This window comes from Paraburkholderia steynii (assembly GCF_900100565.1).
Lineage (GTDB): Bacteria > Pseudomonadota > Gammaproteobacteria > Burkholderiales > Burkholderiaceae > Paraburkholderia > Paraburkholderia terrae.
Genome location: NZ_FNDI01000002.1, coordinates 403,145 through 416,458, shown reverse-complemented (window position 1 = coordinate 416,458; position 13,314 = coordinate 403,145). Strand labels below are relative to the sequence as shown.

Annotated in this window: 13 protein-coding genes; 5 read left to right on the top strand and 8 right to left on the bottom strand. The window is 65.1% G+C overall.

The window, feature by feature from the left end; all coding sequences use genetic code 11:
* Positions 1 to 29: 29 nt before the first annotated feature.
* The 8 genes from fae to BLT65_RS05755 form a co-directional block, all read right to left on the bottom strand.
* The gene (gene fae / locus BLT65_RS05790) at positions 30 to 539 is read right to left on the bottom strand and encodes a formaldehyde-activating enzyme (RefSeq protein WP_042306269.1); all 510 of its coding nucleotides are present in this window, start codon (positions 537 to 539) and stop codon (positions 30 to 32) included.
* Between the two features lie 124 nt (positions 540 to 663).
* A complete protein-coding gene (locus tag BLT65_RS05785) occupies positions 664 to 1,545 on the bottom strand; it encodes a triphosphoribosyl-dephospho-CoA synthase (protein WP_091775818.1) in 882 nt (293 codons plus the stop codon).
* A complete protein-coding gene (locus BLT65_RS05780; protein ID WP_091775815.1) occupies positions 1,535 to 2,539 on the bottom strand; it encodes an ATP-grasp domain-containing protein in 1,005 nt (334 codons plus the stop codon). The genes BLT65_RS05785 and BLT65_RS05780 overlap by 11 nt, the downstream gene beginning before the upstream one ends.
* Positions 2,536 to 3,642 carry a methenyltetrahydromethanopterin cyclohydrolase gene (gene mch / locus BLT65_RS05775; RefSeq protein WP_091775811.1) on the bottom strand — a complete coding sequence of 369 codons (1,107 nt, stop codon included), beginning with the start codon at positions 3,640 to 3,642 and terminating at the stop codon, positions 2,536 to 2,538. Before mch ends, BLT65_RS05780 begins: the two co-directional genes overlap by 4 nt.
* On the bottom strand, positions 3,617 to 4,822 hold the full coding sequence (locus BLT65_RS05770) for an ATP-grasp domain-containing protein (RefSeq protein ID WP_091775809.1): 1,206 nt from the start codon (positions 4,820 to 4,822) through the stop codon (positions 3,617 to 3,619). The genes mch and BLT65_RS05770 overlap by 26 nt, the downstream gene beginning before the upstream one ends.
* A 34-nt stretch (positions 4,823 to 4,856) precedes the next feature.
* The gene (locus tag BLT65_RS05765; protein WP_007742191.1) at positions 4,857 to 5,783 is read right to left on the bottom strand and encodes an NAD(P)-dependent methylenetetrahydromethanopterin dehydrogenase; all 927 of its coding nucleotides are present in this window, start codon (positions 5,781 to 5,783) and stop codon (positions 4,857 to 4,859) included.
* Positions 5,784 to 5,876: 93 nt separating this feature from the next.
* The gene (locus BLT65_RS05760) at positions 5,877 to 6,926 is read right to left on the bottom strand and encodes a beta-ribofuranosylaminobenzene 5'-phosphate synthase family protein (RefSeq protein ID WP_091775806.1); all 1,050 of its coding nucleotides are present in this window, start codon (positions 6,924 to 6,926) and stop codon (positions 5,877 to 5,879) included.
* A 166-nt stretch (positions 6,927 to 7,092) separates the two neighbouring features.
* The gene (locus BLT65_RS05755) at positions 7,093 to 7,479 is read right to left on the bottom strand and encodes a 4a-hydroxytetrahydrobiopterin dehydratase (protein WP_035995251.1); all 387 of its coding nucleotides are present in this window, start codon (positions 7,477 to 7,479) and stop codon (positions 7,093 to 7,095) included.
* Between the two features lie 382 nt (positions 7,480 to 7,861).
* Here BLT65_RS05755 and BLT65_RS05750 point away from each other — a divergent pair, with 382 nt between their 5' ends.
* The 5 genes from BLT65_RS05750 (at position 7,862) to BLT65_RS05730 (ending at position 13,158) form a co-directional block, all read left to right on the top strand.
* Positions 7,862 to 9,679 carry a methanol/ethanol family PQQ-dependent dehydrogenase gene (locus tag BLT65_RS05750; RefSeq protein ID WP_091775804.1) on the top strand — a complete coding sequence of 606 codons (1,818 nt, stop codon included), beginning with the start codon at positions 7,862 to 7,864 and terminating at the stop codon, positions 9,677 to 9,679.
* A 180-nt stretch (positions 9,680 to 9,859) separates the two neighbouring features.
* The gene (locus tag BLT65_RS05745; protein ID WP_091775802.1) at positions 9,860 to 10,297 is read left to right on the top strand and encodes a c-type cytochrome; all 438 of its coding nucleotides are present in this window, start codon (positions 9,860 to 9,862) and stop codon (positions 10,295 to 10,297) included.
* 90 nt (positions 10,298 to 10,387) lie between these two features.
* Positions 10,388 to 11,302, top strand: coding sequence for a substrate-binding domain-containing protein (locus BLT65_RS05740; protein WP_042306241.1), 915 nt, complete (start codon positions 10,388 to 10,390; stop codon positions 11,300 to 11,302).
* Positions 11,299 to 12,105: a hypothetical protein gene (locus BLT65_RS05735; protein WP_091775799.1), complete on the top strand. Its 807-nt coding sequence runs from the start codon at positions 11,299 to 11,301 to the stop codon at positions 12,103 to 12,105. The genes BLT65_RS05740 and BLT65_RS05735 overlap by 4 nt, the downstream gene beginning before the upstream one ends.
* Before the next feature lie 66 nt (positions 12,106 to 12,171).
* Positions 12,172 to 13,158 carry a LysR family transcriptional regulator gene (locus BLT65_RS05730; RefSeq protein WP_042306239.1) on the top strand — a complete coding sequence of 329 codons (987 nt, stop codon included), beginning with the start codon at positions 12,172 to 12,174 and terminating at the stop codon, positions 13,156 to 13,158.
* Positions 13,159 to 13,314: the final 156 nt, after the last annotated feature.

Below are 13,314 nucleotides of genomic sequence, written 5' to 3'. Positions count from 1 at the left end.
CGACACTGCGTGTCATGCATACGCCGCGCCTAGTTCGGCGCAAACGGGTGGGCAGCCGTTGCCTTCTTCGATACGACTTCAGCGGCGCTTGGTTCGCCCGCTACCGCGCGCTGGAGTGCCTCGCGTGTTGCCTTGTAGTTGAACTCCTGGATCTTCTTGTCGTCGTCGGCTTCCCAGTGGATGAAGACGCCGACGCAGATGAACAGGTCGTCGGCTTCGTCCTTCGGAATCGTGCCGTCTTCGACGCAATCCGCAACGGCAAGCGCCACCGCGTGCTGCGCCGGGCCGAACATCTGCACGGCCTGCTTTGCGCCCTTGATGGTCACCTTGTTGAACAGCACGGTGTTGGGCTTGGTCAGCAGATTCGGCGCGACGACGGCGAGCAGCGACGTGAAGCCGTCCTTGTTGTTGGTGAGAGCGTGGCAGAAAGCCGATTCGGCTGCTGAGCCTCGCGGCCCGATGATCAGATCGATGTGGGCGACTTCGTTGCCCTCGCCGATAAGCGACTCGCCTACCATTACGCGGTTGATCTTGGCCATGCTGTTCCTCCAGTGAATTGGGTCTGTCGACGTGTGACGAACTCGCGACGCGTGGCGACCAACCGCGCGTTGTTTGAGGGGGACGCACCGCGTTTCCGTGTAACAGGAACCATGCCAATTGATCTCAGGCACGCTCGCTTGCGAAGCGCAGAGGGTCGAGCAAGGTGGCGACAAACAGCGTCGCGACGCTCAGATCGGCGCTCGTGCCAGGGTTGACGCCTTGCGCCTTCAGTTCGGCGTCCCATGCATCGAGCTGCGCGGCGTGCGCGGGAGTGTCCGCGCCGAGCCATTGCGCGTGGCGTTCGCGCGCCTCGCGCGTGACACTTTGCGCCACCGCCACGCCATGCTTGCGCAGTATGTGCGAATCGGGCCACGCGCCGAGGAAGGTGAGAAAGACATCAAGCGTGATAGCGGTCGGCGTGCTGCAGTGCGATTGCGCGATCGCATCGAGGCCCACGCCGAAGATGTCCGCGAAGCCGTTCGCGTATTGACGCGCGATGCTGTCGCGTTCGGCGGCCAGCGACATGGCCCCGCGCAGATCGACAGTGGGCGGCGCATGCACCGATTGCTCGGGCGCGTCGCCCAGCCCACCGGGATTGGCGAGCGCGATCGCGCGATAGGCGGCGCGCGCGTCGTCAACGTCGAGGCGCGACAGCACGTTGTCGACGGATGCTTGCCAGCGCGCGGCGTCGAGCGGCGCGGTGTCGTCCAAGGGTTCTAGCGCGGCGGCAAGCGGCGCGACCAGCAACACGATGCCGAGATTCGTATTGCATCCGGCGACCTGCTGCGTGCGCGTCACGGCATCGAGAATGCGCGTGCCGACGCGCGCGCCGCGCGTGAACAGCGCGGGTGCGGCGGCCTCCGCGCTGTCGATGAACTGCGCGGCCTGCATCCCGTGTCCCGCGCTCGCGACGCTGACATTGCCCGGCTTCGCCGTTTCGACATCGAGCCGGCATGCGCGCAGGAACGCGTCCGGCGCGCGAGAGAGGAGATCGCTAGCGCCCATGGAGCGGCACGGCGGGTTGCAACAGCGTCGATGCACGGCTCGCCGCGAGCTTGCGGTCGAGCAGATCGTCGACCAGCGCCGCAGCGATATCGACGGTCGTCACCGATTGCAGCCCACGCCACGCCGCGACACCGTTCACTTCGAGCACGAGCGGCGCGCCTGTTTCGCCCGGCATCGACAGGTCGGGGATCAGGTCGACGCCCGCGTAATCGAGCCCGAGCGCGGCCGTCGCGCGCTCGGCGAGGCTCGCGAGCGTCGGGTCCAGTTCGGCCGGCTCGCAGCGCGCGCCACGCGCGACGTTGTGAATCCACCCGCGCCCGCCCGTTCGCCGCATCGCAGCAACCGCGCGCGAGCCGATCACGAGCACGCGCCAGTCGTACGCGCCAGGCCGCGCGCGCGCACTGCCGACGAAGCGCTGCAGATACGCGACCTCGCGATAGCTGCGCAGCGGCGGCAGCGGCGTCAACGCGCCGTTCGACGCGTTTGCGCCGAGCCGCCGCAAGCCCTTGCCCTGCGAGCCGAACAGCGGCTTGATCACGACCCGGCGCGCGGCCGCCGTCTCGCGCATCAGCACGCGCTGCGCGAAGGCCGCCGATTCCGTCGCCCACGCGGGTGGCGTCGGCACGCCCGCGCGATGCAGCAGGAAGCTCGTCATCGATTTGTCGACGCTGCGCTCGATGGCACGCGCGTCGTTGTAGACGGGCACGCCGCACTCGCGCAGCGCGTGCAGGATGCCGAGGCGCAGCGTGACCTGCTCGAACGTGCCGCCCGCGATGCCGCGCACGAACACGGCGTCGGGCAGGTCGCGCGCGAAGCCGGGAATGGCGAGGCCATACGGCGACCAAGACGTGTCGATACGGCAGGCGGCGAGATCGACGCAGCGCGCATCGACGCCGCGCGCGCGGAACGCTTTCTTCAGCCGTCCTGTGTGCCAGCCGGTTTCGTCCGTCATGATCGCGACGCGCAGGCCGCTTGCCGCCGATACGTCGCTCATGGCGCCCCCGGACTGGTAATGCCCGGCGTGCCTGGCTCAGCCGCCGCCGGTTCATCACTTCCAGTAAACGCCTCCCCTTGCCAGAGTGCATGCAGCAGCGCGCCGTCGAGCCGTCCGCCGCGATAGGTCGCGCCGCTTTCGAGGCTGCTGACCCACACCTCGGCGGGCGCAAACAGCGACGGGTCGATCTGATAAAAATCGTGATTGAACGACGCGAAAATTTCGGCGAACGGCCGCCCGTAGTCGCGCGAATTTGACGACGGCAACTCGGCCGCCAGCCGCCGCGCAACGGCGTCGCGCGTCACCGTCAGATGCACGCGACCGCCGTAGAGAATCGCGTCGTTGGTGCGGCCCATCGCGGCGAGGCCATCGGGCGCGGGCGGCGGGAGCGGCGCCGTGCCGCTCGCTTCGACGATTTCGCCGAGCGGCACGCCGAGCACATGCGTCTTGTGCAGCGCGACCTCGACCACGCGCGCGACGATCTGCACCGTCCCGGCGACAGACTGCGTCGGCGTGACGATCACGGTCAGCTTGTCGGGCGCGAGGCCGCAGTCGCCGACGATCTTTTCAAGCACCGCTTGCGGCGGCGGCTGGCCGACTTCCATCACCAGCACGCCAGCGTCGTGCGCGTCGCGGTAGCCTAGCTCGTCGAACAGCGTCTCCTTGCCGGCCAGCGCGCGCGCCGGTCCCGAGCCGAGCGAAAAGAACTTCTTGCCGTTGTTCTGTTCCTTGCTCGCGGAAAGGCTCCAGCCCGCGTACTGGCTGCCGAGGCAGGCGAGCACGGGCGACGCCGTATGCACCTCGATCATCGCGGGCCAGAGCGGCTCCTGCTCGGCGCTGATGCGCGTCTCGATGCGGCCGAGGCCACCCATGCAGATGCGCGCGATCATCACGCCTGCCTCGACGCAGCCGGGCGCGGCGATGCCCGCGTCGACGATCGTCGGTCCGAACGCGTGGCGCGTCGATGCGACACGCAGCCGCGCGGCATCCGCGAGCAGTTGCGCGACGAGCGGCGCGGCGAGCGCGTTGACGCTGGGCGCGTCGCGGGCGATGGGCGGCGGCGCGTTGCCGTTATGGTCAGCCGTGTGAGTCGACGAGTTCATGGCAAGGTTCGCTGCTGGTTTCGATGCGTTGTAAAAGTCGTTGCGTCTGGTGTTGCAGGTCGCGTTGCAGGGCGGTGCGGCCATCAGACACCTGGCCCGTCACGAGCACCGTGCAGACGGGCTGGCCGGCTTCGATGCGCGTGCCCGGGTTCGGAATGTCGTGACAGACGGGATCGACGAAGAGGGCATCGCTGAAGCGGCGCGTCACCGTGAAGGCAGCGGGCGCGAACACGACCTGTTGTGCGACGCGGCATTGTGGCGCGCCCGCGCGCTCGGGCGGCAGACGGCCATGCAGGCACGCGTCGATATGCGCGGCGAGCAAACCACGCGGCCACGCGTCGTGCCACGCGCGCTCGTACAGCGCCATCGTCGACGACGGGCGCGCGTTGACTTCGAGCACGCGGATCGAATCGCCGTCGAGCAGAAAATCCAGACTGTTGAGTCCGCTCAGATTCGCGCGCGCGGTTATCGAGCGCACGGCGGAATCGATCTGCCGCGCGATGCCCGCAGGTAGATCGACGGGGCCGAGCGAACCCGCGTGCAGATATGGCAGCGTACCGCTCGTCACGCAAAGCTGCTCCGCGTAGCCGATCACGAAAGCTTCATGCTGCGCCGCGAGAAAGAGCGCCGACATCGGCAGTCCTTGGTGTACGCGCTGAAAGTAGCCGTCGCGCGTATCCGCGTTCTCCGCTGAGCGGATATGCGTGCCGCCGCAGCCATCGGCGGCTTTGTGCAGCCAGCCTTCGGGCCGCTCGGGCGGCAAGAAAGCAACCTCGGGATGCGCGATGCGCAGTTCATCGAGCAACGAGAAAAAGCGCCTCGGATCGCGCACGGCCGCCGTCGCGTCGGCGTCGTTGCCGATCAGGCGCGGCAGTTTCGCCGTCTGTTGCAGCCAGCCGATGTGCGGCTCGATCCCGCTGCCCACCACGTAACCGATCAGCTTGGGCAGTCGCACGACGCGTTCGAGCGCAGCCTGCAGCTTGTCCCGATCGATCGATAAACCGCTGCCGCCCGTATCGAGCCACAGCTTTGCGTAACGGCGCGTGTCGCGGTCGCCGAACAGGTCGAGCGCGGCCACCTGATAACCGGCATGCGCGGCGGATTGCGCGAGCATGCGCGCCGACAGGCCCGCCACTGCGACGAACGGCACCGATGTGGAACGGGATGCGCTGAAAGGCATCGCGTCGCCTCGCTTTCGTTCGTGCGTTCGTGCGCTAGCTGCGCTCGGCGACGACCGCGCGCGCTTCGTCGAACGCTTCCGTGAAGCCGAAATACGCAGGCTTGCCCGCCGTACGCATCCGCGTGAACAGGCGATGCTCGACCTGATACTTCACGTTGCCGATTGCGAGTGCGCCGATGCCGATTGCATCGGGCCGCACGGCGCCGCCGAGCGGCTTGCCGTCGTCCATTACGTTGACACCCGCGATGCCCTCGGGCGGCACGGCGTTGACGTCGGCGGCGATCAGCAGGCGCGGCGCCTGCGCGAGATCGGCGGCGCTCATCACCTGGACGCCCGCGGCCGCCGTCGCGAACACGATGTCCGCATGCGTGAGCGCGGCGTGCAGCGTCTGCGGCGTGCCCGTGCCGACGCCCGAGGTCTTGATGCCGAATCGTTCGTCGACGTCATGGCTCGCGCGCTCGGCGCGCGCTGCGTCGGAATGGCTCGCGATGGTCACATGCGCGCCGAGCGTCGCCGCGATGGCGGCCGTGACGCGGCCCACGGCGCCCGTGCCGCCGAGTATCAGCACGTGCTTGTCCTTCAGCTCTTCGCCGTGCTGCACCTTCAGATGACATTCGACCAGCGCGACGAGCGCCCCTGACGTCGTGTACGCGCCGCTTGGGTCGGCAAACACGGAGACTTCGAACGGCGGCACCATTGCCTCGCGCGCGCGGTCGAGCATATCGGCGGCGAGCATCACGTCGCGTCCGCCTATAAAAATGCCCGTGCGCGACACGCCTTTCGGGCCGCGCGAAAAGATCGCGTCCTGGGTCAGTTGCACGACGTTGCGTACGTCGACATCGCAATACGGCACGACGATCTGATAACCGGCGTCGGCGGCCATGTTGACGTCGAACGGGCTCATCTGCGGCGTCGGCGTGAACATGTGCAGGATGTAAGGCCTTTCTGTGGTTTGTGACATGGCGTCGGCTCTTTCGTAGTCAAAAGCGGGGCTTGCGCGACCCTGGATGGGCGCGCAGGCATTCGATCGGTCGGCGGATTTCGGGCATCCGGCTCATTGCGCGTCGATGCCGAAGCGCGGTTGCTGGACGGCATAGAAGCGCGCGCCGCAATTGCGGCCGCGCGTCACCGAGCACACGATGCCGGGGAATTCGCGCGTCGCCGCGCGGGCTGCCGCGAGCGCGTCGTCGGCGTGGCGGGAGCTTTGTACGAACGCGAAGCCCGTCGGGCCCCACGAGCTTTGCCCGACGCCCGCTGTCTGGTTCGCCGCGACGGCCTGCAAGGCCGCCGCGACGGCGGGGCTCGAATAGACGCCGCCTTGCACTGGCGCGAAGTATTCGCCGATCGATTGCTGAACCTCGCTGACGCCGGCGGCGAACGCGTCGAAGTCGCCTTGCGCCATGCCCGGCAGCACGCGCATCAGCAGTTGATGGCAGACGTGCGCGGCGAGTGTCTGCGGGAAGGGCGGCAGCGCGGCGAGGCCGCGCTTTTCGTCGTCGCCGTGCAGGCCTTCGCGCGTGGTGTCGTCGATCAGCACGATGCGCCAGTCGTCGGGAAACGGCTGGCGCGCAAGCAGCGGCGGCAAGGCGGCGCGCGTTGGCACGCCCGCTGTCATGCGGCCGGGTCCGCCATCGACGAGCAACCCGCCATGATCGAAACCGAGCACGCCGATGCCGGAGCGCGCGCCGCGTCCAAGCCGTTGCGCGAGTTCCGCCGTCGTCGCCGTGATGCCGACCAGCCGCGCGTACGCGGTGCCGACCGCGAGCGCGAGCTGCGTGCCCGAGCCGATGCCGCAATGCGCGCGCGCCGCCTGTTCCACTTCGACGGAAACGGGCGGGCCGCCATAGGCGTCGTGCAGCAGCGCGAGATAGCGCTCGATGCGCTCGCGTTGCGTGTCGGTGGTGGCGCCTTCGATCTGCGCGTCGTCGGCGGGCCGCGCGGTGACGCGCGTGCCGCATCCTTCGATGACGACGCCTACGCTGCCGAACGCGCGTCCAAGCGATCCGTTGGGATCGAGAAAGCCCATGTGCAGCCGGCCGGGCGCTTCAACGGTGATCGCCGAGATGGCAGGCAGTGTCGACGTGCGTTCGGATGACATCCGCATGCGAGAGCTTCCTTGTCGAGTCGTATGGCCGTGGGGCGAAGCGTTTAATGGCGCAAAGCAGCGCGGAACAGCCGCAGCGGCGCGGTTCCGGAGTCAGGCAAGAGCCGTACCACGCGCGACACGGCGCGCATTCGCACGACCGCCGCGCGTGTTCGCGCGAACGGTGTCAGCTCTTCGGCGCGTCGTACTTGATATAGCGGAAGCGCTGATCGTCGGCGGGCGTGCCTTCGAGCGGGCCGCCTTCCTTGCCCGGCTGCCAGCCGATCACCTCTTCGATCTTGCGCGCGAGCGTGAAGTCCTTGTCGGTGATGCCCTTGGCGGAATGCGTCTTCAGCTTCACGACGACGAATGCATACGACACCGTCAGATCCGGGTGATGCCACGCCGCTTCGGCAAGATGGCCGACGGTGTTGACCACCATCAGCGTGCCTTTCCAGCTTTCCGTGCGGTACTTGCGCCGCAGCCAGCCGTCTTCGAGATACCAGTGCTGCAATGGGCCTTCGAGCTTCTTCTGGATTTCCTCGTCGGAATACACCTGTTCGCTTTGTGCCATGACGGACCTCCGCTGGTGTCGGGATGGTTGCTCATATAAAGAGCTTAGCGCCCCTGTGCGCTTTGCAAAGCCCGATTGCCGCCGCTTGCCTATGTATGGGGCCTCGGGCGCGGCCCGTTGGTTTGCGTATCTGACACAGAATGTCCCGCAGCAGGCGGCGAAGCGGAACATGTTGACGCCGCGAAGCCGTGCAGCGGCATGTCAGTGCGTGTTGTAGCGACCGGCATGGAATATGCGATCCGCCGTCATACGCATGGGCTGGGCAATGGATCCGGCGCAGCAAAGACGTTACCTGCATCCAGCGGCGCGGCTGGGAGCGACCCGGTAGCGTGTCATCGGTAACTGGACGGTTTCAACCAGTATCACCCAATCTGGAGGAGACATGAACGTACGCACCCTGGTTCTCGGACTGGCGGTGTTGGTTGCGACGGCGCTGAACTCGTTCCTGGCTTATGCCGATCCGCAGCTGGACTCGCTAATCAAGAACCCATCTAACTGGGCGGCGCAGGCAGGTGATTATTCCAATCACCGGTACAGCCCGCTCAAGCAGATCAACGAAACTAATGTCGGCAAACTGCAGGTCGCCTGGACGATGTCGACGGGCGTGCTGCGCGGTCACGAAGGTTCGCCCCTCGTGATCGGCGACACGATGTATATCCACTCGCCGTTCCCCAACAAGGTCATCGCAATCAACCTGAAGGATCAGACCTTCATCTGGCAATACGAGCCGAAGCAGGACGCCTCAGTAATCTCCGTGATGTGCTGCGATACCGTGAACCGCGGGCTCGCATACGGCGACGGCAAGATCTTCCTGCAACAGGCCGACACCAAGCTCGTCGCGCTCAACGCGAAGACGGGCGAAGTGGTCTGGAGCGCGCAGAACGGCGACCCGAAAGCGGGTGAAACCAACACCAACGCGCCGCACGTATTCGGCGACAAGGTGCTGACGGGCATCTCCGGCGGCGAGTTCGGCGTGCGCGGCCGTCTGATCGCGTACGACATGAAGACGGGCAAGGAAGCGTGGAAGGCCTATAGCACCGGGCCCGACAACGAGATGCTGCTCGATCCGCAGCAGACGATGACCTGGGTCGACGGCAAGATGCAGCCCGTCGGCGCGGATTCGTCGATCAAGAGCTGGAAGGGCGATCAGTGGAAGCTCGGCGGCGGCACCACGTGGGGGTGGTATGCGTGGGATCCAAAGCTGAACCTTGTCTACTACGGCACGGGCAATCCGGGCACGTGGAACCCGACGCAGCGTCCCGGCGACAACAAGTGGTCGATGTCGATCTTCGCGCGCGACCTGAATACGGGCAAGGCGAAGTGGGTCTATCAGATGACGCCGCACGACGAATGGGACTATGACGGCGTCAACGAAATGATCCTCTCCGACATTTCGATCAACGGCAAGAAGACGCCCGCCATCGTCCACTTCGACCGCAACGGCTTCGGCTATACGCTGAACCGCGAGACGGGCGAACTGCTGGTCGCGCAGAAGTACGACCCGGCCGTGAACTGGGCGGATAGCGTCGATCTGAAGAGCGGCCTGCCGATTCGCAACGCATCGTACTCGACGCAGAAAGCCGGTCCCGATCACAACGTAAAGGGCATCTGCCCGGCGGCGCTGGGTTCGAAGGACCAGCAACCGGCCGCGTTCGATCCATCGTCGAACCTGTTCCTCGTGCCGACCAACCACGTCTGCATGGACTACGAGCCGTTCGATGTCGACTACGTGTCCGGCCAGCCATATGTGGGCGCAACGCTGTCGATGTATCCCGGTCCGAACGAGAAGGGCGCGATGGGTAACTTCATCGCGTGGGATGCGGCGAAGGGCAAGATCGTATGGTCCAAGCCGGAACGTTTCTCGGTGTGGTCGGGTGCGCTGGCGACGGCAGGCGGCATCGCCTTCTACGGCACGCTGGAAGGCTACATCAAGGCAGTGCGGATCAAGGACGGCAAGGAACTGTGGAAGTTCAAGACGCCGTCGGGGATCATCGGCAACGTGTTCACGTATGAGTATCAGGGCAAGCAGTTCGTCGGCGTGTATTCAGGTATCGGCGGCTGGGCGGGCATCGGCATGGCAGCCGGCCTGCAGAAGTCGACGGAAGGCCTGGGCGCCGTGGGCGGCTACCGCGAGCTGGCGAAGTACACCGCGCTCGGCGGCACGCTGTTCATCTTCGCCATTCCCGGCGGGAACGGCTGATCCGGCCTGAAGCGTTGCAGGAGTTTCGCAGCAGCAGTGACGTAGCCGAAGACGCCCGTATGCGGTCTTCGGCTCCGAACAGAAGTGGCGCCCGCGGCGCGTTGCAGAAGCGATGTGCCGCGCGGCTGCCCGGTTATGCCCGAAAAGCAGCTTCAATCGAAATGATAGGGAGACGAACGCATGAAAGGCCGTGTTGTGCTGTCGCTTGCAGGTGCGTTACTGGCGTTGAGCGCTTTACCTGTTGTCATGACCAATAGCTGGGGACAATCTGCGGATGCACCCCCGGTTCAGAAGGTCGCTTACAAAGTGGTCGACGGCAACAAGGTCGACAGTGATACGCTGATGGGATGGAAAACCTGGCGCGCGCTCGCCTGCGAACGCTGCCACGGCGCGAAGCAGGAAGGCCTCGTCGGTCCTTCGCTGATCGATGCATTCAAGACGCTCGACAAGAACGAGTTTCATCGCACGGTGTTCGGCGGACGTGTCGACAAGGGCATGCCCGATTTCAGTTCGAGCCAGATGATGCAGAAGAACTGGGAGAACCTCTTCGCCTACCTGAAAGGCCGCTCCGACGGTACGATCAAGCCGGGCGATCTGCAGGCGATCGATGCGAAGTGACGATAAAGTCGTGCGATTGCCCGTGACGTGCCGCGATGCAATGCATCGCATCACGCCGCCCGTCGCATGACGCCAACCCGGGAGACCTCGATGACCGATCGCAGAAGTTCCGCCGTCCATGTTGTCTGTGCGATGCTGGCGCTGTGCTGGGCCTGCGTCGGAGCGCCATCCGCCTACGCGCAAGGCGCACCCGCGCCAAATCTGCCAAACAATGACGGCGCGGACAACGTTCTGCGCGTGTGTGCCGATCCGAACAACATGCCACTGTCGAACGACAAGGGCGAGGGCTTCGAGAACAAGATCGCGGCCGCGATGGCCAAAGATTTCGGCTACAAGCTCGAATACACGTACTTCCCGCAGCGCATGGGCTTCGTGCGCCACACGTTGCGTGACAAGGTGGACAACAGCGATCAGTTCAAATGCGATTTGATCATCGGCGTGCCGCATGGTTACGACATGACGTCGACGACACGGCCGTGGCTGCATTCCACCTACGCGATGGTGTTCATCAAGCGCCCCGAGTTCGCGAACATCAATACGCCTACCGATCTGTTGAAGTTGCCGCCCGATCAACTGAAGAAGTTGAAGCTCGGCATTTTCTCCCAGACACCCGCTGTCGACTGGCTGCTGAATAACAACCTGATCGACCAGGCCGTGTCGTATCGCGCGCAAAGCGGCGACCCGAATGCGTTTCCGGGCGAGATGATCCAGCACGATCTGGCGCAGGGCAATGTCGACGTCGTGTTCGTCTGGGGACCGATTGCGGGCTACTTCGCGAAGCAGGCAAGCGATCGCGTGAAACTCGTGCCGTTCCCGCCGCAGCCGGGCATCCGTTTCGATTATGAAATCTCGATGGGCGTGCGCTACGGCGAGAAGGCATGGCACGACAAGGTCGACCAGTGGATCGCCACGCATCAGGACACGATCGACAAGATTCTCGTCAGCTATGAAGTGCCGCTCTTGCCGCTGGCGAGCGCGCCGGTTGCATCGGATGCGCCGAAATGACGGGCGCAATGGCCGCGAACGCACGCGTAGGCGCGCGTGCGTTTGCGATGCGTGGCGCGGCCGCGGTGGCGGCGCTCGTGTTGTCGATGACCTCGCCGCACACGGCGCGCGCAGCCGATGCGGCTAGTGGAGCCAGTGGCGCGACGGCGCCCATTGCACCCGCTGAAAAGCTGCTGTTTCTCACGCCGCATTTGCAGGGCGTCGCGTCGCAGACGGAGCTCGACTATTCGCTCGTCGTTTCCGCGCCGCCTGAGAAGCAGACGGACAGGGTTCGTGTACTCGTCGCGAGCGCGGGCAACGCGAATAGCGACGCCACCGTCAGCGATGCGAGCGGCAAGGTGCCGTTGCCGGACAATCTGCCGTGCAACCCTGTGATCCTGTATTTTCTCGAGCGCGATATCGCCGGGATGGAGCAGGCGACGGGCGGCCAGCGGCGCTATTTCCAGCAGCGCTTGCGGCTTGCGCTCGCGGCGTCGCCAGCTATCACGGACGCGACCATACAGGTTGAGGGCAAGCCCGTGAAGGCGCGCAAGATCGTGATCCAGCCGTATCTGCACGATCCGAACGCGCAGCGCTTTCCGAAGTTCACGAGCAAGCGCTACACGTTCGTGCTCGCCGACGGCGTGCCTGGCGGCGTGTCGTTGCTGCGTACCGACGTGCCTGGCGACAACGACGATTTCGCGCATCCGTTGAAGACGGAGTCGTTGAGCTATGAGGGTTCGCTGCGCAAGCTGTCGCCGCCTGCGCACGGCACGCCGACGTCACCTGCGGCGCCACCTGCCGGACCGCGCGCGAGCCGCTGAGTTTTCGATGTCGTTGCGTGGCGGCAGGCGCCTGCCGCCCGTTGTCACGCACATGGAAATCGCCACATGAACCTGATCCGCTCGCTGACGCTCAGGCAACTGCAGATCTTCGTGATCGCTAGCCGGTTGCCGAGTTTCGCGCGCGCGGCGGAAGAATTGCATTTGACGCAGCCGGCCGTGTCAATGCAGATACGCCAGCTGGAGGAGGCGATCGGCATGCCGCTGTTCGAGCGGATTGCTCGGCGCCTCAGTCTGACGGAAGCGGGCGAGCGTCTGTCGCATCACGCGAGCCGCATTCTCGGCGAGATCAAGGATGCTGAAGACACGATGATTTCGCTTGCGCAGGCCGATAGCGGGTCGATCACGGTCAGCATCGTGAGTTCGGCGACTTACTTCGCGCCGAAGCTGCTCGCGCAGTATTCGAAGCAGTATCCGAAGGTGGATGTGCATTTTTCTGTTGGCAATCGCGAGACGTTGTTGCGGCTCTTGCAGGACAATGCGACGGACCTTGCGATTATGGGTAGGCCGCCGCCTGAGTTGGGCACGACGGCTGAGCCGCTTGCTTATCATCCGCATGTGATCATTGCGCCCGTTACGCATCCTTTGCGCGATGCGCGGCGGTTTGATTTACAGGAACTGGCGGGGGATACGTTTCTGTTGCGTGAGCCTGGATCGGGGACGCGGGCTGTGGCCGAGCATACGTTTCGGCAGCATCTTTTCACACCTTCTCGGTGTGTGACGCTTGGGAGCAATGAGACTATCAAGCAGGCTGTGATGGCCGGGATGGGGGTGAGCCTTATTTCGTTGCATACGCTTGGGCTCGAATTGCGAATGGGGGAGATTGCGTTGCTCGATGTCAACGGGACGCCCGTCGAGCGCACGTGGCAGATCGTGCATCTCGCTTCTAAGCAGTTGTCGCCGACTTGTGTCATGTTCAGGCGGTTTTTGCTTGAGCATGCGGAGCCGTTTCTTGAGCAGGAGTATGTGGAACTGGTCAGGGGGTTGTCGTCGGGGACGGCGCGGCGCGGGCGGAGTGCGAAGGCAGTGGTTTGAGGGGTTTTTTGTCTGCGACGCTGGGTGGGGTTTTTGCGTTTTTGCTTTTTGCTTTTGCGCCTTCGCGGCGCGGGCGGTTTTTGTGTTTTTGCCTTTGCGCTGGCATCCGCGATTTGTTAGCGTGCTTCAAGCGTCGCCCCTGTGCGGGGCGGCACC

What these genes read in the sequence shown, in the direction of transcription:
- fae (WP_042306269.1), bottom strand. Translation starts at nt 539, where the DNA reads ATGGCCAAGATCAACCGCGTAATGGTAGGCGAGTCGCTTATCGGCGAG.
- BLT65_RS05785 (WP_091775818.1), bottom strand. Translation starts at nt 1,545, where the DNA reads ATGGGCGCTAGCGATCTCCTCTCTCGCGCGCCGGACGCGTTCCTGCGC.
- BLT65_RS05780 (WP_091775815.1), bottom strand. Translation starts at nt 2,539, where the DNA reads ATGAGCGACGTATCGGCGGCAAGCGGCCTGCGCGTCGCGATCATGACG.
- mch (WP_091775811.1), bottom strand. Translation starts at nt 3,642, where the DNA reads ATGAACTCGTCGACTCACACGGCTGACCATAACGGCAACGCGCCGCCG.
- BLT65_RS05770 (WP_091775809.1), bottom strand. Translation starts at nt 4,822, where the DNA reads ATGCCTTTCAGCGCATCCCGTTCCACATCGGTGCCGTTCGTCGCAGTG.
- BLT65_RS05765 (WP_007742191.1), bottom strand. Translation starts at nt 5,783, where the DNA reads ATGTCACAAACCACAGAAAGGCCTTACATCCTGCACATGTTCACGCCG.
- BLT65_RS05760 (WP_091775806.1), bottom strand. Translation starts at nt 6,926, where the DNA reads ATGCGGATGTCATCCGAACGCACGTCGACACTGCCTGCCATCTCGGCG.
- BLT65_RS05755 (WP_035995251.1), bottom strand. Translation starts at nt 7,479, where the DNA reads ATGGCACAAAGCGAACAGGTGTATTCCGACGAGGAAATCCAGAAGAAG.
- BLT65_RS05750 (WP_091775804.1), top strand. Translation starts at nt 7,862, where the DNA reads ATGAACGTACGCACCCTGGTTCTCGGACTGGCGGTGTTGGTTGCGACG.
- BLT65_RS05745 (WP_091775802.1), top strand. Translation starts at nt 9,860, where the DNA reads ATGAAAGGCCGTGTTGTGCTGTCGCTTGCAGGTGCGTTACTGGCGTTG.
- BLT65_RS05740 (WP_042306241.1), top strand. Translation starts at nt 10,388, where the DNA reads ATGACCGATCGCAGAAGTTCCGCCGTCCATGTTGTCTGTGCGATGCTG.
- BLT65_RS05735 (WP_091775799.1), top strand. Translation starts at nt 11,299, where the DNA reads ATGACGGGCGCAATGGCCGCGAACGCACGCGTAGGCGCGCGTGCGTTT.
- BLT65_RS05730 (WP_042306239.1), top strand. Translation starts at nt 12,172, where the DNA reads ATGAACCTGATCCGCTCGCTGACGCTCAGGCAACTGCAGATCTTCGTG.